This is a genomic window from Allobosea sp. P1_A7 (genome assembly GCF_056406775.1).
In genome coordinates this window covers 1-16724 of the sequence record NZ_JBFTZN010000114.1, presented here as the reverse complement: position 1 = coordinate 16724, position 16724 = coordinate 1, and the positions used below count along the sequence as shown (strand labels likewise).

The window sequence follows — 16724 nt, the reverse complement described above, 5'->3', positions numbered from 1 at the left end:
CCCTTCGAGATCGCCGATCTTGCCGATGATCTCGCCGCCCTGCTCGATCATCTCGACCTGACGCGCGCCCATGTCGCCGGCCTCTCGCTTGGCGGGATGATCGGCCAGGCCTTTGCCGCGCGGCACCCGGCGCGTCTGGCCGGCCTGACCCTGATGGCGACGACGGCCTATATGCCGACGCGCGAGGCCTGGGAGGAGCGTGCCGGGCTGGTGCGGCGCGACGGCACGCGAGCGATCCTCGCGGCCACGATGGAGCGCTGGTTCACGCCGGGCTTCCGCGACGCCCATCGCAGCGCCACGGACGCGGTGGCTGGCGAATTCGCCGCCATCGACCGGGACGGCTACGCCGCCTGCTGCGAGGCGATCGGCCGGATGGATCTGCGCCCGCTGCTGCACCGGGTGATTGCTCCCACGACCGTGATCGCCGGCCGCGAGGATCCCGCGACGCCGCTCGCGATGGCTGAAGCCCTGTACACGGGCATCGCCGGCTCACGCCTCGTCGTGCTCTCGCCCGCAGCCCATCTGCTCGCCATCGAGCAGGCCGAGCGCGTCGCTGCCGAGCTACGGCGCGATCTTTCCCGTTCATACCCACAAAAAACACAGATCTGAGGAACGCCCATGTCCAGTCCACCCGCCGGCACACAAGACATCAAGGACATCATCGATGCAGGTTCGATGACGGGCCGCAGATGGGCCGTGGTCGCACTCTGCTTCGTCATCGCCCTGCTCGACGGCTTCGACACCCAGTCGATCGCCTTCATCGGACCCGCGATCGCGCAGGATTTCGGCATGAAGGCCGCCGACCTGACCTGGGTCATCACCGCCAGCACGATCGGCATGACGCTCGGTGCGATCGGCCTCGGCAGCTTCGGGGACCGCTATGGCCGGCGCAAGGCGATCCTGATCGCCATCTTCCTATTCGGGGTGTTCTCCCTGATGGGCGCCTACGCGACATCGCCGACGCAGATCATCGTACTGCGCTTCCTGATCGGCCTCGGCATGGGCGGGGCCACGCCCTCGCTCCTGGCGCTGGCGGGTGAATACAGCCCCGCTTCCCGGCGCGGCACGATGATCACCGGGGTGCTGCTCGGCCTGCCGGCCGGCGCCATGCTCGGCGGCCTGATCGCGGCGAGCTGGCTGCCGATCCTGGGCTGGCGCGGGATTTTCCTGGTCGGAGGCCTCCTGCCGCTCGGGCTGATGGTCATCACCTATTTCCTCCTGCCGGAATCGCCCGCCTATCTCGTCTCGCGCAAGCAGAACGACAGGCAGGACGAGGCCCGCCGCCTGCTCCGGCAGATGACCGGCCAGCCGATCCCCGACCAGATGCGCCTCGTCAGCGCCGGCAGGGTCGTGCATGGCGGCTCCATCGCCGGCCTGTTCGAGGCGGGCTATCGCCGCGTCACCGTCGCGATCTCCGCCATCTACCTGTTCAACTGGATCGCCTGGTTCCTGCTGCTGCTCTGGCTGCCGACCGCGCTCACAACGCTCGGCCTGGAAAAGGCCCAGGCCGCCTATGGTACCGTCGTCGTCAACGCCGCCTTCATCATCATGGCCCTGCCGCTTTCGTCCTTCCTGCCGAAGGTCGACCCGCGAAAGCTCCTGATCGGCATGTTCGCCGTCGGGATCGCGGTTGCGCTCGGGCTGGGCTTCGCGGGCGACCGCTGGCCGCTGGTCTTCTCCCTCATCGCCCTTGCCGGCTTCGGCATCGGTGGCCAGCAACTCGTGCTGAACTATCTGATCTCGAATACCTACCCGACGCAGCTGCGCGCAACGGCCACGGGCTGGGGCATCGGCGTCGGTCGCTCGGGAGCGATCATCGGCTCCGCGATCGGCGGCACATTGCTGACCGGCGTGGGTCCGTCCGGCTACTTCATGACGCTTGCCATTCCGCTGGTGATCGCGGCGCTGGCGACGCTGATGGTTCGGCCGGCAGTCGGCGCCGCCCTCGCCTCGCCCGCACCGGCCGCCGCCGCTCCGGCGATCCGGTGAGCCTCATGCGGCTGCATCAGGCATAGGCGAAGCCGGGAGAACAACCCGGGACGCGACCGCCGAAAGGCCGGTCGCGTCCCTCTTTTTTGTGCCCGATGCGAGGCGCAGGCGGGGCCGCCCCGCTAATCACGCCCTCGCGGGGCTCCATACCCTTCGGGTATCAAAATACACCCAATCGATCCTGTTCCCCGGGAATGGCGCGTTCTAGCCTTTGCTTCAATGAATATGGGAGCGAAACGTGTCTGAAGGTCCGCGGATTCAACAGGTCGAGACGATTCTGGTCGATCTGCCGACCATCCGCCCGCACCAGCTGGCGATGACGACGATGCATCGCCAGACATTGATGATCGTGCGGCTGCATCTGTCGGACGGCGTGGTCGGGATTGGCGAAGGCACCACGATCGGCGGGCTGGCCTATGGTCCCGAGAGCCCGGAGGGCATGCAGCTCGCGATCGATACCTATCTCGCGCCGATCCTGCTCGCCAGCGATCCAAGCCGCATCGCCCGGACGATGGCGACCATCGCCATGTCGGTCCAGGGCAATCATTTCGCCAAATGCGCCGTCGAGACGGCCCTGCTCGATGCGCTCGGCCAGCGCGTCGGCCTGCCGATTTCCGAACTGCTCGGCGGGCGCCAGCATGACCGGCTGCCCGTGGCCTGGACGCTGGCCAGCGGCGACACCGGCCGCGACATCGCGGAAGCCGAGGAGATGCTGGCGCGCCGCCGCCACAACATCTTCAAGCTCAAGATCGGCAAGGGCGATCCCGGCGCCAATGTCGCCCATGTCGCTGCGATCAAGCGCGCGCTCGGTGACCGCGCCTCGGTGCGCGTCGACATCAACCAGGCCTGGTCGGAAGCCACCGCGTCGGCGATGCTGCCGGCGCTCGCCGCCGCCGGTGTCGAGCTCATCGAACAACCCGTCGCCTTCCGCAATCTCGGCGCGCTCGCCCGGCTGGCCCGCGAGAYGCCGGTCGCGATCATGGCGGACGAGGCGCTGAACGGCCCGGAAACCGCCTTCGCCATCGCTGCCCTCGCCGCCGCCGACGTGTTCGCGCTGAAGATCGAACAATCCGGCGGGCTCTTCGCCGCGGCCAAGGTGGCCGCGATCGCGGAAGCCGCCGGCATCGGACTCTATGGCGGCACGATGCTGGAAGGCGGCATCGGCACTGCGGCCTCGGCCCATCTCTTCTCGACCATCGGCAAGCTGGAATGGGGTACGGAGCTGTTCGGCCCGCTGCTGCTGACCGAGGAGATCCTTGAGACGCCGCTCGACTATGCCGATTTCGGCCTCACCGTGCCGACGGCGCCGGGACTCGGCGTGACGCTGTCCGAAGCTCAACTGAGCCGCTTCCGGCGCGACCGCACCGAGCGCTCGGTCCATGTGCTGCCACGCGCCAAGACGGGGTTCTAGAGATCATGCTGTTCCAGGTTGAAATGGATGTCCGGATCCCGCCCGACCTGCCGGTCGAGACGGCGACCGCGCTGAAGGCGAGCGAACGCAAGCGTGCGCAGGAGCTGCAGCGGGCCGGGCTCTGGCGCCATCTCTGGCGTCATGCCGGGCGCTATGCCAACACCAGCATCTTCGACGTCGAGAGCCCGCAGGCGCTGCACGACATTCTCTCGGAGCTGCCCCTCTTCCCCTACATGGACGTGAAGGTCACGGCACTCTGCCGCCACCCGTCGTCCGTGCATGACGACGACCGCTGACAAACAACGGCTGCGGCCTGAAATGGCCGCCAATCACCAGAACACGAGGAACCGCCATGCCCATCAACCTGATCTCCGACGAGGACAAGAAGGATCTCGCCGCCCGTGCGGCCGGGATGGACAATGACAAGGGCGACCCGCGCACCAAGGCCGTCACGGCCCAGCTGCTCTACCGGATCATGCAGGTGATCGACGAGTGCGACGTCTCGATGGACGAATTCTGGGCAGCGGTCGCCTTCATCGGCAGGGCCGCGAAGAATGACGAGCTCGGCCTGCTCGTCCCCGGCATCGTGCTCGAGCATTTCCTCGACCTGCGGCTCGACGAGGCCGAACGGCTTGCCGGTCTCAAGGGCGGCACGATGCGCACCATCGAAGGGCCGCTCTATGTGCCCGGCGCGCCGCTCTCCAAGGGCGAGGCCCGCATGGATGACGGCACCGATCCCGGCGAGATCTTCATCATCGAAGGCCAGGTCACGGACGAGGACGGCAAGCCGATTGCCGGCGCGATCGTCGACCTCTGGCACGCCAATTCCAAGGGCGGATATTCCTTCATCGATGGCGAGCAGGCGCCCTACAATCTGCGCCGTCGCATCGAGACGGATGAACAGGGCCACTATCGCGCCCGCACGATCGTGCCGAATGGCTATGGTTGCCCGCCGGAAAGCGCGACGCGCCAATTGATGACCGCACTCGGCCGACATGCTGAGCGCCCGGCCCATGTCCATTACTTCATTTCGGCGCCGGGCCACCGCCAGCTGACGACGCAGTTCAACTTCACCGGCGACAAATACCTCTACACGGACTTCGCCTTCGGCACCCGCGACGAGCTCGTCGTCACGCTGGACCGCGTCGTCGACGCGGACGCGATCCGCAATGCCGGTCTGAACCGCCCGTTCGCCCGCACGACCTTCGACATCGTGCTGACCAAGGAGCGCGAGGGCGTGCCGCAGACGCAGGTCAGCCGCACCCACGTCACCGCCGGCTGAGGCCCTCGCTCACCGGCCTGGCACCCGGCCAGGGTGCCCCGCCATAGACTGTCACGGACAGCGCCAAGCGGCGCGGCGGCCTTCGCCGCCCGCCCGACCGGCGACGGTGCCAAACCGTCCAGTCCCCGCCCTCGTGGCGGCATAATCCCGGAGATCGACCATGTCCCAGCCATCCACGCGCGGCCGCCGGTTCGAAGGGCGCAGCCTTGTCGTCACCGGCGCGGCCCAGGGCGTCGGCAAGCAGGTGGCGCTGGATGCGGCCGCCGAAGGGGCAAGACTGACGATCGTCGACCGCTCGGCCATCGTCCAGGAGGTCGCGCAGGAGATCACCTCGGCCTTCGGGCCAGGGCGCGTCATCGCGCTGGAGGAGGATCTCGAGACCTTCGCCGGGAATGAGCGGGTGATGGCGCGCGCGCAGGAGAGCTTCGGCGCCATCGACGTGCTGGTGACCAATGTCGGCGGCGCGATCTGGATGCGGCCCTTCCAGGAATTCGACGAACGCCAGATCGCCGCGGAGATCAGCCGTTCGCTGTTTCCGACGCTGTGGGGCTGCCGCACCGTGCTGCCCTATATGCTGGAGCAGGGACGCGGCGCGATCGTCAATGTCTCCTCGATCGCGACCAAGGGCATCAACCGCATTCCCTATTCCGCGGCCAAGGGCGGCGTGAACGCGCTGACCGCCTCGCTCGCCTTCGAGCTTGCGGGCACGAATATCCGCGTCAACGCCGTGGCGTCGGGTGGCGTGGATGCGCCGCCCCGCCGGATTCCACGGGGAACCGACGTGCAGACCGAGGCCGACAAGCAGTGGATGCAGCAGGTCGTCGACCAGACGCTCAGCGCCTCGCATCTCGGCCGCTACGGACAGCTCGGCGAGATCGCAGCCGCCATCCTGTTCCTGGCCTCGGACGATGCGTCCTATATCAACGGAACCGTGCTGCCGGCCGGCGGCGGAGACCAGGGATGACAGATGCCATGACCACTCGTCCCGTCGTGGTGGCGGTCGCCATCACCGGCTCCGTGCCGCGCAAGAAGGACAATCCGAACCTGCCCGTGCTGCCGGCCGAGCAGGTCGCCTCGACCCGCGCCGCCTTCGAGGCGGGCGCCAGTCTCGTCCATATCCATGTCCGCCATGACGACGAGACGCCTTCGTCCGATCCGGAGCGTTTCGCTGAGGTGCAGGACGGCATTCGCCGGGCCTGCCCGGGCATGATCGTCCAGTTCTCGACCGGAGGCCGCGGGCGCGACCCGGCGGCGCGCGGCCTGAGCCTGGTGCATCGTCCGGACATGGCCTCGCTCTCGACCGGCTCGGTGAATTTTCCGACGATCGTCTACGAGAACCCGACGAGCCTGGTGAACGATCTCGCGGCGCGGATGCTGGAGCATCGGATCGCACCCGAGATCGAGATCTTCGACCTCTCGCATATCCACGCCGCGCGCCGCCTCGTTGACGAGGGGCTGATCGGACCGCGCCCGCATATCCAGTTCGTGATGGGCGTCCGGAATGCGATGCCGGCCGACGAGGTGCTGCTCGACATCCTGCTCGCCGAGACCAGGCGGGTCATCCCGGGCGCCACCTGGACGGCCGCCGGCATCGGGCGCGACCAAATGCGGGTGATGGACTGGGCGCTCGCCCGCGGCGCTGACGCGGTCCGCACCGGGCTGGAGGACAATATCCGCATCAGCAAGGACCGGCTGGCGAGCGGCAATGCCGAGCTGATCAGCCTCGCCGTCGAGCTGATCCGCCGCCACGGCCGCCGACCGGCCACGCCCGCCGAGGCGCGCGCCGCGCTGAACCTCGCGCCGGTCTGAAGCGGCGGGGCGAGTGGCGCGGCGACAAACGCCTGGTGTCCATCACAGAACCGATGACATCCCGCCATCGACATAGATGATCTGGCCGTTGACGTAGTCCGATGCCGATGAGGCCAGAAACACGGCGGCCCCGACAAGCTCCTCCGGCCTGCCCCAGCGCCTGGCCGGCGTGCGGCCCTTGACCCAGGCGTCGAAGCTCGGGTTCTCGATCAGGGCCTGGTTCATGTCGGTGATCATGTAGCCCGGGCCGATCGCATTGGCCTGGATGCCATGCTCGGCCCATTCCGCCGCCATGGCCCGCGTCAGCATCTTGATGCCGCCCTTGGCAACCGTATAGGGCGCGACCGTCGCGCGGGCGAGTTCGCTCGTCAGCGATCCGATATTGACGACCTTGCCATGGCCGCGCGCGATCATGCGCTTGGCCGCCTCGCGCCCGATCATGAAGGCCGAGGTCAGGTTGGTGTCGATGACGCGCTGCCAGTCCGCCGTGGCGAGCTCGACCATCGGCTTGCGGAACTGAATGCCGGCATTGTTGACGAGGATATCGACCGCAATACCTGCGGCATCGAAGCCCTCGAAGGCCCGCAGAATCTCGGGCTCGTTGGTCACGTCGAATGGCGCCGCATCCGTCTGGTGGCCCGCCGCCCGGAACTCCGCGACGGCCTGTGCGACGCGCTCAGGGTCCGTGCCGTTGATCAGGATGCGAGCACCTRCAACAGCCAGTCCTTCCGCCATGGCGCGGCCGAGCCCACGCGAGGAGCCTGTCACCAGCGCGGTCTTGCCGGTGAGATCGAAAAGAGGGTTGGTCATGGGCATCGTCCTTACAGGCTGGAGCGACGAACGATGAGGTCCGAGCGTTCGAAGACGGCGGGCAGGAGTTCGACGCCGAGCCCCGGCCCTTCCATCGGCAGGACATAACCGTCCTTGATCACCGGCATGGTGTCGACGAGTTCCTTGTACCAGCCGGTGTAGAAGGCCCGCACCGATTCCTGGATCAGCGTGTTGGGCTGGCTGAAGGAGGCATGGATCGCGGCGATAAAGCCGACCGGGCCGATGCAGTCATGCGGGGCGAAGGGGCGGTGATAGGTCTCCGCCATGGCGGCGATCTTGCGCCCTTCGGTCAGCCCCCCGGTCCAGCACAGGTCGGCCATGACAATGTGCATGGCGTCGTGGTCGAGCATGTCCTTATAGGGGAAACGCGAGCCCAGCGTCTCGCTGGCGCAGACCGAAACCGTGGTCGAACGGGCGAATTCGGCCAGCGCCTGTGGCGAGTTCATCCGGATCGGATCCTCGTACCAGGTCGGGCTGTAGGGTTCGAGCGCACGGGCGATCTTGATCGCGGTCGGCAGATTCCAGAGCGAATGGAACTCGACCATGATCTCGATCTTGTCGCCTACCGCCTTGCGGATCTTCTCGAACGGCTCGATCGCCTTCCGCATCTGGTCGGGGCTGATGAAAAGCCCCTGATTTTCGATCGCGGCCGGGTCGAAGGGCCAGATCTTCATGGCCGTGATGCCGCTTTCGAGCAGGCTCTCGGCGACGGCATCGGCACGGTTCATGAAGCCGTCGAGGTCCTCATAGGGACCTGATGCATCCCCCAGATTCCAGGTCGAGACCGGCTTGATGTTCTGCGAGCGGACATATTTGTACCCCGCACAGGTATTGTAGATGCGCTGCTTGTCACGGCAGAGGCCGCCGAGCATCTGGTGCACCGGCTGGCCGCAAACCTTTCCGAAGACATCCCACAAGGCGATATCGACCGCCGAGGTCGCACGCGACTCGACGCCGGTCGAGGCCTGCGCCATCGGCAGGTTCGTCATCTCTCTGTGCAATGCCTCGATGTGCAGCGGGTTCTTTCCGAGCAGCCGCATGGCGAGCGTGTCGTGCAGATGCGCCTCGACCGCCCCTGCCCCATAGAAGGTCTCGCCGAGACCGATGATGCCCGCATCGGTATGCACGCGAACCCACAGGACATTGGCGAATTCTTCGGTCCGCAACGTCTCGATGGCGGTGATCTTCACGGCCTGCCTCCCTGGCGGCTGGCGTTCTTCACCGGGTTTCTTGCCGGGGAACGCCTTGGTTGAGTGCGAAACAGGCGAGCCCGATGACAGCCTCGCCCCCTCGAAACGAGGCGACCATAGGAGTGCTTGTAAAATATCACAACATGTTTATGGTCGACGCCAAGATGGATCCGTTCAACGAGTTCCACGACTGAGGAGACGGGACATGGCCAAGYGCCCAAGCCGCCCGCGGCTGGTCGCAGAGGGTGAGACGAGCGTGCCGCCACGGCGCAATCGCATCAATCTCTTCGAACTCGCCTATCACCGGATCGAGGAACTGCTCGTCAAATGCGAGCTCGCGCCCGGCCGTTTTCTCGCCATGCAGGACCTGCAGGACCTGACCGGCTTCGGCCGCACCCCGGTGCATCATGCCGTCAACCGTCTCGCCGCCGACACGCTGATCATCATCCGCCCGCGTCATGGCCTGCAAATCGCGCCGATCGACCTCGCCCGGGAACGCGTGCTGCTGCATCTGCGCCGCGACATCGAACGCTTCGTCATTCGCCTCGCGGCAGAACGCGCCGGCCCCTCGCATCGCAACCAGATGCTGCACATGGAACGCCTGCTGCGCGAGAAGCGCGACGGGCTGACGCTTGCCGAGTTCAATGCGCTCGATCGCAGGATCGACCAGATGGTGCTGGCCGCCGCGGGCGAGCCGTTTCTCGAACACACGCTGCGCCCGCTGCACACCATCTTCCGGCGCATCGGCTTCATTTACCACAGCTACATGGCCGAGAAGACCACGCTCGACGGCACGATCGACCACCATCTCGCCGTGCTGAACGCGATCGCGACCCGCCATGCCGAACGCGCAGTCGCGGCCTCCGACGCGCTGATCGAATTCGTCGACAGTATGTTCGACGAGATGGAGGCCCGCATCGACCCTTCTTTACTCGATTGCAGCGTCGAGCCCCTGCTCGGCGCCTGAAACGCAACAGGCCAGTGGACCCCATGCGCATCATCTTCCATGGCGAGAACGCCGCCTCCTTCAGCTCCGGCTTTGCCGAACTCGTCGGCCCCGGGGCCGAAATTCGCATTCTGCCGGACGGGCTCGGCGTCGGCGCCGACCAGCAGGCCTATGCGCAGGCGGATGTCATCATCGGCGTGAAGTTCGATGCCAGCCTGCCGGTCCCGTCCGGGCTCAAGCTCTTCCATGTGCCAGGTGCCGGCTATGACGCGGTCGACCTTGCTTTGCTTCCGCCTGTGGCCAATGTCTGTAACTGCTTCGGCCATGAACAGGCGATAGCGGAATATGTCATGAGCGCGCTGCTGGCCCGGCATATCCCCCTGGCGGATGCCGACGCGAAGCTGCGCCGCGGCGACTGGGCCTATTGGGCCGGCTCACCTGCGCGCGTCCATGGCGAGATCGTCGGCAAGACCATCGGCCTGCTCGGCTTCGGCCATATCGGCAAGGCGATCGCGCGGCGCGCCAAGGCCTTCGAGATGAAGGTCCATGTCGCCAATCGCAGCGCTGTCCCGGTCTCCGATCTCGTCGACCGCGCCTTCACGCTCGATCGGCTGGAGGAATTCTGGGGCTCGGCTGACGCCATCGTAGTCTCCGTGCCGCTGACGCCGGAAACGAATGGCCTCGTCGGCGCCGCAGCCTTCGCGGCGATGCGCCGCGACGCGCTGATCTTCAATGTCGGGCGCGGCCCGACGATCGACGAGACGGCGCTGTTCGAGGCCCTGAAGGGCAAGCGCATCGGCGGGGCGGTGATCGACACCTGGTATCGCTACCCGGGCCCGGCCTCCGCCAATCCGCTGCCCTCCGAGCTGCCTTTTCACGAGCTGCCGAACATCGTGATGACCCCGCATATGTCGGGTTGGACGAGCGGGACGATCCGGCGCCGCCAGCAGACCATCGCCGACAACATCAAGCGCAGCTTCGCCGGGGAACCCCTCATCAATCTCGTACGGGAGGCGCGCCAGACTGCCTGAACGACCACGCCTGCTCTCCTCTCAACGAACCGGACGCCACGAAGCCGGTCGCCAATGAAGCAGATAGCAACAAGGAAACGCACCATGAGCCTGTTCAAGAATCTCAGAATGATCGGGATGCTGTTCGCGCTGGGCGCCGGCGCGCTCCCGGCCGCTCATGCCTCGGCCCAGTCGGTCACGGAAATCGTCAAGCGCGGCAAGGTCCGCGTCGGCGTGCTGATCGGCGCGCCGCCCTATGGCTCCGTCGACTCGCAAGGCAATGCGATCGGCTATGATGCCGACGTCACCGCCCTGATCGGCAAGTATCTCGGATTGCCGGTCGAGATCGTCCAGCTGACGCCGCCGGCCCGCATTCCCGCCCTCGAGGCCGGCAAGGTCGACTTCCTCGTCGCGACGCTGGCGCCGACACCGGAACGCGCGAAGGCGGTGATGTTCACCATCCCCTACAGCGCCTTCCAGACCGGCATCTACGCCAAGAAGGGCACGCCCATCAAAGACTGGGCCGATCTCAAGGGCCGCAAGGTCGGCGTCAATCGCGGATCCAGCGTCGAGCGGGAATTCACCAATCGCGAGAAAGAGCTCAACCTCACGATCCTGCGCTTCGAGGATGACGCGACCACGATGCAGGCGCTGTTCTCCGGCCAGGTCGAAGCCATCGCCGGGCCAGACGCCCAGGCGAACGCCGCGATCAAGGCGCGCGGCGAAACCGAGACCGAGCTCAAGTTCGTCTTCGGCATGCAGCCGAACTCGATGACCGTTCGCAAGGACGCCTATGAGCTGAAGCAGTGGCTCAACAACATGATCTACTACATCAAGCAGAACGGCGAACTGAACGCGATCTCCGAGAAGTGGGTCGGCGGTCCGCTGCCGCCGCTGCCAACCTTCTGATCCGTTTCGCATCGTCCCCGCTGCGCAGATCCTGCGCGGCGGGGCCTCGCGCCAGACTGACGAGGGATCATGTCGCTCCAGTTCGAATCCGTACTCGCCGAAACCGACATCATCCTTGACGGGATCATGCTGACGATCGGCCTGTCTGCCAGCGCGATCGTGCTGGGCCTGATCTTCGCGGTGCTGCTTGTCGCGCTGCGCACGCTGGCAGGCCGCTGGGCCGGCATTGCCGTCGATTGCTATGTCGAACTGATGCGCAACACACCGTTCCTGGTGCAGCTCTTCATGATCTTCTTCGGCCTGCCGCTGGTCGGCATCCGCATGTCGGGCACCCAGGCCGCCCTGTTGGCCATGACGCTCAACCTTGCCGCCTATGCGACGGAGATCATCCGCGCCGGCGTCGACTCCATTCACAAATCGCAGCTCGAGGCCGGCCTGTCGCTCGCGCTCAGCAAACGCCAGGTCTTCCAGTATGTCGTGCTGCAACCGGCCTTCGCCCGGGTCTGGCCCGCGCTGTCGAGCCAGTTCGTCCTGATGATGCTGGCATCGAGCATCTGCTCCTTCATCTCCGTGCAGGAGCTCTCGGGCGCCGCGGCCATCATCGAACAGCGGACCTTCCGCAGTTTCGAGACCTATATCATCGTCACCGTGATCTACCTCCTCCTGGCGCTGAGCTTGAAGGTCTTCCTGCTCTGGCTCGGCCAGCGGCTCTTCGCGCCGGTCTCCGGGCTCGCCCGCGTCGATGTCAAGGCGGAGGCAGCCTGATGACCACATTCGGGCTTCCCGAAGCGCTTTTCATCCTGCGCGCTGCCGGCTGGACGCTGGTTCTGACCAGCGTCGCCTTCATCCTCGGCGGGCTGATCGGCGGTGTCTTCGCGATCATGCGGCTCTCCCAAGTCGCCGCGCTGCGCCGCTTCGCGGCCGGCTACATCCTGGTCATCCAGTCGATTCCGGTGCTGATGGTTCTGTTCATGAGCTATTACGGGCTTTCGGCGATGGGCGTGGAACTGCCGCCCTTCCTCGCAGCGTCCGCCTCGCTCTCGATCTATGTCTCGGCCTATCTGGCCGAGATCTGGCGCGGCTCGATCCAGTCCGTCCCCTTCCAGCAATGGGAGGCATCGGCCTCGCTCGCGCTGACGCGCGGGCAGCAATACCGCTACATCATCCTGCCGCAGGCGATCCGCATCTCGCTGCCGCCCACCGTCGGCTTTCTCGTCCAGCTCGTGAAGAACACCTCGATCGTCTCGGTCGTCGGCTTCGTCGAACTCTCGCGTGCCGGCCAGCTCGTCAACAACGCGACCTTCCAGCCTTTCCAGATCTTCACGCTGGTCGCGCTGATCTATTTCGCGATCTGCTTCCCCTTGTCCCGGCTCAGCCGCCATCTCGAACAGGTGATGAATGCCAGCCGTCCTCATTGACGACGTCCACAAGCGCTTCGGCAACCTCGAGGTTCTCAAGGGCGTCTCCCTCACCGTCGAACCCGGGCAGGTCGTCGCCCTGATCGGCCGCTCCGGCTCGGGCAAGAGCACGCTGCTGCGCTGCATCAACGGGCTGGAGGCGATCCAGTCCGGCCGCATCGAGGTTGCCGGACATGTCGTCGACCAGGATCCGAAACACTTGCGCGAATTGCGCAAGGATGTCGGCATCGTCTTCCAGAGCTACAACCTGTTCCCGCACCTGACCGTCTCCCAGAACATCACGCTCTCGCCGCGGATCACGCAGAACGTGCCCCAGGCGCAGGCCGAGACGCTGGCCCGCGAGGTGCTGGCGCAGGTCGGCCTGTCCGAGAAATTCGACAGCTATCCCGACAATCTCTCCGGGGGGCAGCAACAGCGCGTCGCCATCGCCCGCTCACTTGCGATGCGGCCGAAGGTGATGCTGTTCGACGAGGTGACATCCGCGCTCGATCCGGAACTGACCGGCGAGGTTCTGCTGGTGATGGAAAAACTCGCCAAGGGCGGCATGACCATGCTGCTCGTCACTCATGAGATGAACTTCGCGCGCAATGTCGCCAGCACGACCATCTTCATGCATCAGGGCAAGATCTGGGAGAGCGGGCCGTCACGGGAGCTCTTCGCCAACCCGCAGACGCCGGAGCTGCGCAATTTCGTCAGCGCAGGCGCGCATTGATCGGCCGGTCCCAGCGCCCGTCCCCATCTCTCGCGGAAGGGGCCAGGGCCGGACGATCCCTGCCGGAGGAAAAGCTCTGCTTGCGGCGGATATCCGCAGGGTCTGACGCCTCCCATCAAGCGGACCCACCAGACGCGCCACAGTCTTTCCAGTCCTCGTCCGGCGGCGGGCCCCAGTCCTTCAGGACGCAGCTATAGACGGCGCTCGCCTCAAAAGGATAGCGCGCCTCCATCTCCGGCGTCAGCGTCAGGCCGAGGCCGGGCGCAGTCGGGAGCAGGAGCCGACCGTTTTCGATCCGGCCCTGATCGCCGATCATCTCCCGGCCGAGCGGGAAATCGAGCATGGGGAATTCCACCAGCTTGCCACCACCGGCAAAGGCGGCGTGGTAATTCGCCATGATCGCGGCCGCTCCGCCCCAGGCGTGCACGACGACCTCCGTCGCGAGTTCATCTGCCGCGGCAAAGATCTCCATCACCGCGCTGATACCGCCGATCACCGAGGCGTCGGGCTGGACGAAGGCATAGGAGCCGGCACGCATGCGCTCGATCATTTCCTTCGGCGTCGTGATGATCTCGCCGCCGCAGACGGGAACGTCGATGCGCCGGCGCAGCTCGCGAAAGGCCTCGGGGCTGTCGGGGCCGACGGCCTCTTCGAGGAAGAGCATGCGCTCAGCCGTCCTGCCATGCACGGCCTCGACGAAGGCGACGACATCGTCGACGGGCTGCGGCGGATCGGCCAGATTCTGGCACATGTCGACGCCGACCCTTATGCCGCGCCTGGCCGCTTCCTCCAGCACCCAGACGGTCCGCCAGATGTCGGCCTTGAGCGAGCGGATCTTGTAGATCGCGATGCCCTTCGCGCCGAGCAAGTCGAGTTCGCGGATGAACTGGTGCCTCGCGTCGCAGCAGCCGCCGCTGCCATAGATCGGGATGGCATCGCATTGGGCGCCGCCGAGCAGTTCATGGACGGGCAGACCGAGGCTCTTGCCCCTGGCGTCCTGCAAGGCGCTCTCGAACKCGCTGATGACATGGCGCGCCGCGCCCTGGAGCGACCAGTAATCGCAGAGCGAGCGCAGGTCCCTGACCCGGCGCGGAATGTCGAAGCCATCCTTGCCCAGCATCAGCGGCGCGCAGAGATCGACGATCGATTTGAACACCAGCGGTGCGAACACGGCGATATAGCCTTCGCCGAGGCCAGTCACGCCATTGTCCAGCGTCACCTCGACCATGCCGATCGTCCGCTTCGGTCCGTTCGGGAAACAGGCCCTGATCTCGCGCTCATCGGCATCGGCATAGGGCGAACTCAGCAGGACGCAGCGAACCCCGGTAATCCTAGGCATGGCACTCCCTCGCTTCGCTACCGGTCAGGGCATGGTTAGGTTCAGCGCGCGTCCATGATCTCGGGCAGCATGCGCCGGGCGATCGGCCTCAGCCGCTCCGCCTCGGCCGCGTCGATCCAGCGATAGGGCCGGCGCAGGCGCGGCCCGACCGGCGCCCAGTTGCCGATGGCGGCGAGCAGCTTGTCGAGCGCGGCGTTGGAATAGCCGTGGTCGCGCCGGAACGGCAGAATATGCGCATCCATGAAAGCGCAGATGCGCTGCTCGATCTCGCGGGCGGCGCCGATATCGCTCAGCATCATCTCGGTCCAGGCTTGCGCGCCGCGCGGGCTGAGGCAGGCGACATTGGAGAAGGCGCCGGCTGCGACCCCGGCCTCGACACCGGTCGCAAGATGGTGGCCGGGCAGGTAAAGCGCCCAGTCGTCCAGATGCGCCTGCGCTTCGGCGTACCAGTCCGCATCGCCATCGGCGAGCTTGATGCCGACGACCTGCGGCACCTGCTTCAGCACGGCCCCAAGCGTGGCCGGCGACAGGACACGCTTCGCGTGCGGCGGGTTGTAGAGCACGAGCGGGATGTCTCCCGCCGCCTCGGCGGCCATCTGCAGGAAGTCCACGGCCTCGGGATCGCTGACCGGCCACCAATCAGGCAGGATCACCTGGATTCCGTCCGGCGCATGCGCGACGGCGCGTCTCAGCCGGTCAAGTGCGACACTCGGATCGGGCTGGCAGGCGCCAATCACGAAGGGCATGTTCGCGCGGCTGCAGCGCTCGGCCAGGATACGCTGGATCGCGTCGAATTCGGCCTCGGTCTGGTTGTGGCACTCGCCGGCCGTGCCATTCGAATAGATGCCGTCGACCCTGGCGGCGATCAGCACGTCGATCTCGTTGGCGAGCCGCGACAGATCGATCCCTCCATCCGACTCGATCGGCAGCAGCAAGGTTGCCCAATTGCCGCGCAGCGCGCCCCACCTGCCCGCCCGGTCGAGCTTTCCCGACATCGTCGTTTCCCCTCCTGCCGACTTGTTGACTTCACGGATATCCTACAAGTAGATATCGTTCAACAATCGGGCGGAAGCCGCCGGCGCTCTCGGGCGCGGCCGGTGCCACAGGATGAGGTCGAAGACCGTGACCCGGACGATCAGGCCCCTGGTGAAGCCGCAATCGCTGCACGTCTCCGTGCTGGAAAGCGTCAAGGCCTATATCGACGAGAGCGGCCTGCCTCCGGGCAGCCAGCTTCCGCCGGAGAACGACCTCGCCCAGCAGCTCGGCGTCAGCCGCAACTCAGTGCGCGAGGCGGTCAAGGCGCTGGAATCGGTCGGCATCGTCGAGACCAGGCGCGGCATCGGCATCTTCGTCAGCGACTTTTCCTTCGCTCCGCTGCTCGACAATCTCGCCTTCGGCCTGCGCGGCAGGCTCGATGATTTCGAGGAGCTCCTGACCATTCGCCGCGCGCTGGAAGGCGCGCTGATCGGCAGGACGGTGCAGGTGATCGGCGCCGACGACATCGCCGAGTTGCGCGCCCTCACCGCAAAGATGAAGGCCAGGGTCGATGTAGGAGAGAGCTTCCTCGAGGAGGACCGGCGCTTCCACCGCACCTTGTTCCGCTGCCAGAACAACCAGCTGCTGCTGAAGCTGCTCGACATTTTCTGGCAGGCCTTCGTCAAGGCCTCGGATTTCATCAATCTCGAAAATCGCGATCCGGTCGCAACCTGGCGCGATCACCACGAGATCGTCGAGGCCGTCGCGACACGCGACGCCGAGACGGCGCGCGAGCGCCTCGACCACCACTATCACGGCATCTCAAAAATAATCGCAGCCAACAAGGCGGCGAGCTGATGGGAGGTTACGATGACCATGAGGACGTATCGTAGGGCGCTGATG

The 16724-nt window shown here is 66.1% G+C and carries 18 protein-coding genes; 14 read left to right on the top strand and 4 right to left on the bottom strand.

All coding sequences use genetic code 11. The features are described 5' to 3' along the window. The 7 genes from AC1D34_RS19955 to AC1D34_RS19925 form a co-directional block, all read left to right on the top strand. The coding region (locus AC1D34_RS19955) for an alpha/beta fold hydrolase (RefSeq protein ID WP_476825110.1) at positions 1–609 on the top strand (609 nt) is incomplete at its 5' end. A 9-nt stretch (positions 610–618) separates the two neighbouring features. Then, positions 619–1989 (top strand): MFS transporter, encoded by a 1371-nt coding sequence (locus AC1D34_RS19950; protein WP_441504603.1) that lies wholly within the window; start codon positions 619–621, stop codon positions 1987–1989. Positions 1990–2227: 238 nt separating this feature from the next. Then, a complete protein-coding gene (locus tag AC1D34_RS19945) occupies positions 2228–3400 on the top strand; it encodes a muconate/chloromuconate family cycloisomerase (protein ID WP_476825109.1) in 1173 nt (390 codons plus the stop codon). A 5-nt stretch (positions 3401–3405) separates the two neighbouring features. Continuing rightward, on the top strand, positions 3406–3696 hold the full coding sequence (catC, locus tag AC1D34_RS19940) for a muconolactone Delta-isomerase (protein WP_043230486.1): 291 nt from the start codon (positions 3406–3408) through the stop codon (positions 3694–3696). 56 nt (positions 3697–3752) lie between these two features. Next, positions 3753–4682: a dioxygenase family protein gene (locus AC1D34_RS19935; RefSeq protein WP_441504605.1), complete on the top strand. Its 930-nt coding sequence runs from the start codon at positions 3753–3755 to the stop codon at positions 4680–4682. A 160-nt stretch (positions 4683–4842) separates the two neighbouring features. Next, entirely contained in the window at positions 4843–5646 is an 804-nt protein-coding gene (gene benD / locus AC1D34_RS19930; RefSeq protein ID WP_441504606.1) for a benzoate diol dehydrogenase BenD, read from the top strand. 8 nt (positions 5647–5654) lie between these two features. Further along, the gene (locus AC1D34_RS19925) at positions 5655–6491 is read left to right on the top strand and encodes a 3-oxoadipate:acetyl-CoA acetyltransferase (RefSeq protein ID WP_441504607.1); all 837 of its coding nucleotides are present in this window, start codon (positions 5655–5657) and stop codon (positions 6489–6491) included. Between the two features lie 42 nt (positions 6492–6533). On the opposite strand, the gene AC1D34_RS19920 is transcribed toward AC1D34_RS19925, so the two are convergent. Continuing rightward, positions 6534–7301 carry an SDR family oxidoreductase gene (locus AC1D34_RS19920; RefSeq protein ID WP_476825108.1) on the bottom strand — a complete coding sequence of 256 codons (768 nt, stop codon included), beginning with the start codon at positions 7299–7301 and terminating at the stop codon, positions 6534–6536. A gap of 11 nt (positions 7302–7312) precedes the next feature. Continuing rightward, on the bottom strand, positions 7313–8512 hold the full coding sequence (locus AC1D34_RS19915) for a mandelate racemase/muconate lactonizing enzyme family protein (RefSeq protein WP_441504609.1): 1200 nt from the start codon (positions 8510–8512) through the stop codon (positions 7313–7315). A 205-nt stretch (positions 8513–8717) separates the two neighbouring features. Here AC1D34_RS19915 and AC1D34_RS19910 point away from each other — a divergent pair, with 205 nt between their 5' ends. The 6 genes from AC1D34_RS19910 (at position 8718) to AC1D34_RS19885 (ending at position 13507) form a co-directional block, all read left to right on the top strand. Next, entirely contained in the window at positions 8718–9479 is a 762-nt protein-coding gene (locus AC1D34_RS19910; protein ID WP_476825107.1) for a GntR family transcriptional regulator, read from the top strand. A 23-nt stretch (positions 9480–9502) separates the two neighbouring features. Continuing rightward, positions 9503–10489, top strand: a complete 987-nt coding sequence (locus AC1D34_RS19905; protein ID WP_441504611.1) for a 2-hydroxyacid dehydrogenase — start codon at positions 9503–9505, stop codon at positions 10487–10489. An 84-nt stretch (positions 10490–10573) separates the two neighbouring features. Next, the gene (locus AC1D34_RS19900) at positions 10574–11377 is read left to right on the top strand and encodes a transporter substrate-binding domain-containing protein (protein ID WP_441504612.1); all 804 of its coding nucleotides are present in this window, start codon (positions 10574–10576) and stop codon (positions 11375–11377) included. 69 nt (positions 11378–11446) lie between these two features. Continuing rightward, positions 11447–12142, top strand: a complete 696-nt coding sequence (locus tag AC1D34_RS19895; RefSeq protein ID WP_113516339.1) for an amino acid ABC transporter permease — start codon at positions 11447–11449, stop codon at positions 12140–12142. Further along, a complete protein-coding gene (locus AC1D34_RS19890) occupies positions 12142–12795 on the top strand; it encodes an amino acid ABC transporter permease (protein ID WP_441488518.1) in 654 nt (217 codons plus the stop codon). The genes AC1D34_RS19895 and AC1D34_RS19890 overlap by 1 nt, the downstream gene beginning before the upstream one ends. After that, positions 12776–13507 (top strand): amino acid ABC transporter ATP-binding protein, encoded by a 732-nt coding sequence (locus tag AC1D34_RS19885; protein WP_476769725.1) that lies wholly within the window; start codon positions 12776–12778, stop codon positions 13505–13507. Before AC1D34_RS19890 ends, AC1D34_RS19885 begins: the two co-directional genes overlap by 20 nt. Before the next feature lie 115 nt (positions 13508–13622). On the opposite strand, the gene AC1D34_RS19880 is transcribed toward AC1D34_RS19885, so the two are convergent. Continuing rightward, positions 13623–14846, bottom strand: coding sequence for a mandelate racemase/muconate lactonizing enzyme family protein (locus AC1D34_RS19880; RefSeq protein ID WP_476825106.1), 1224 nt, complete (start codon positions 14844–14846; stop codon positions 13623–13625). A 41-nt stretch (positions 14847–14887) separates the two neighbouring features. Next, on the bottom strand, positions 14888–15841 hold the full coding sequence (locus AC1D34_RS19875) for a dihydrodipicolinate synthase family protein (protein WP_441504615.1): 954 nt from the start codon (positions 15839–15841) through the stop codon (positions 14888–14890). Between the two features lie 112 nt (positions 15842–15953). Here AC1D34_RS19875 and AC1D34_RS19870 point away from each other — a divergent pair, with 112 nt between their 5' ends. After that, a complete protein-coding gene (locus AC1D34_RS19870) occupies positions 15954–16679 on the top strand; it encodes a FadR/GntR family transcriptional regulator (RefSeq protein WP_441504616.1) in 726 nt (241 codons plus the stop codon). Positions 16680–16724 lie beyond the last annotated feature (45 nt).

Bases quoted from the DNA above. Each gene is read 5' to 3' on its own strand.
- AC1D34_RS19950 (WP_441504603.1), top strand. From the start codon at position 619: ATGTCCAGTCCACCCGCCGGCACACAAGACATCAAGGACATCATCGAT.
- catC (WP_043230486.1), top strand. From the start codon at position 3,406: ATGCTGTTCCAGGTTGAAATGGATGTCCGGATCCCGCCCGACCTGCCG.
- AC1D34_RS19935 (WP_441504605.1), top strand. From the start codon at position 3,753: ATGCCCATCAACCTGATCTCCGACGAGGACAAGAAGGATCTCGCCGCC.
- benD (WP_441504606.1), top strand. From the start codon at position 4,843: ATGTCCCAGCCATCCACGCGCGGCCGCCGGTTCGAAGGGCGCAGCCTT.
- AC1D34_RS19925 (WP_441504607.1), top strand. From the start codon at position 5,655: ATGACCACTCGTCCCGTCGTGGTGGCGGTCGCCATCACCGGCTCCGTG.
- AC1D34_RS19905 (WP_441504611.1), top strand. From the start codon at position 9,503: ATGCGCATCATCTTCCATGGCGAGAACGCCGCCTCCTTCAGCTCCGGC.
- AC1D34_RS19900 (WP_441504612.1), top strand. From the start codon at position 10,574: ATGAGCCTGTTCAAGAATCTCAGAATGATCGGGATGCTGTTCGCGCTG.
- AC1D34_RS19895 (WP_113516339.1), top strand. From the start codon at position 11,447: ATGTCGCTCCAGTTCGAATCCGTACTCGCCGAAACCGACATCATCCTT.
- AC1D34_RS19890 (WP_441488518.1), top strand. From the start codon at position 12,142: ATGACCACATTCGGGCTTCCCGAAGCGCTTTTCATCCTGCGCGCTGCC.
- AC1D34_RS19885 (WP_476769725.1), top strand. From the start codon at position 12,776: ATGCCAGCCGTCCTCATTGACGACGTCCACAAGCGCTTCGGCAACCTC.
- AC1D34_RS19875 (WP_441504615.1), bottom strand. From the start codon at position 15,841: ATGTCGGGAAAGCTCGACCGGGCGGGCAGGTGGGGCGCGCTGCGCGGC.
- AC1D34_RS19870 (WP_441504616.1), top strand. From the start codon at position 15,954: ATGAGGTCGAAGACCGTGACCCGGACGATCAGGCCCCTGGTGAAGCCG.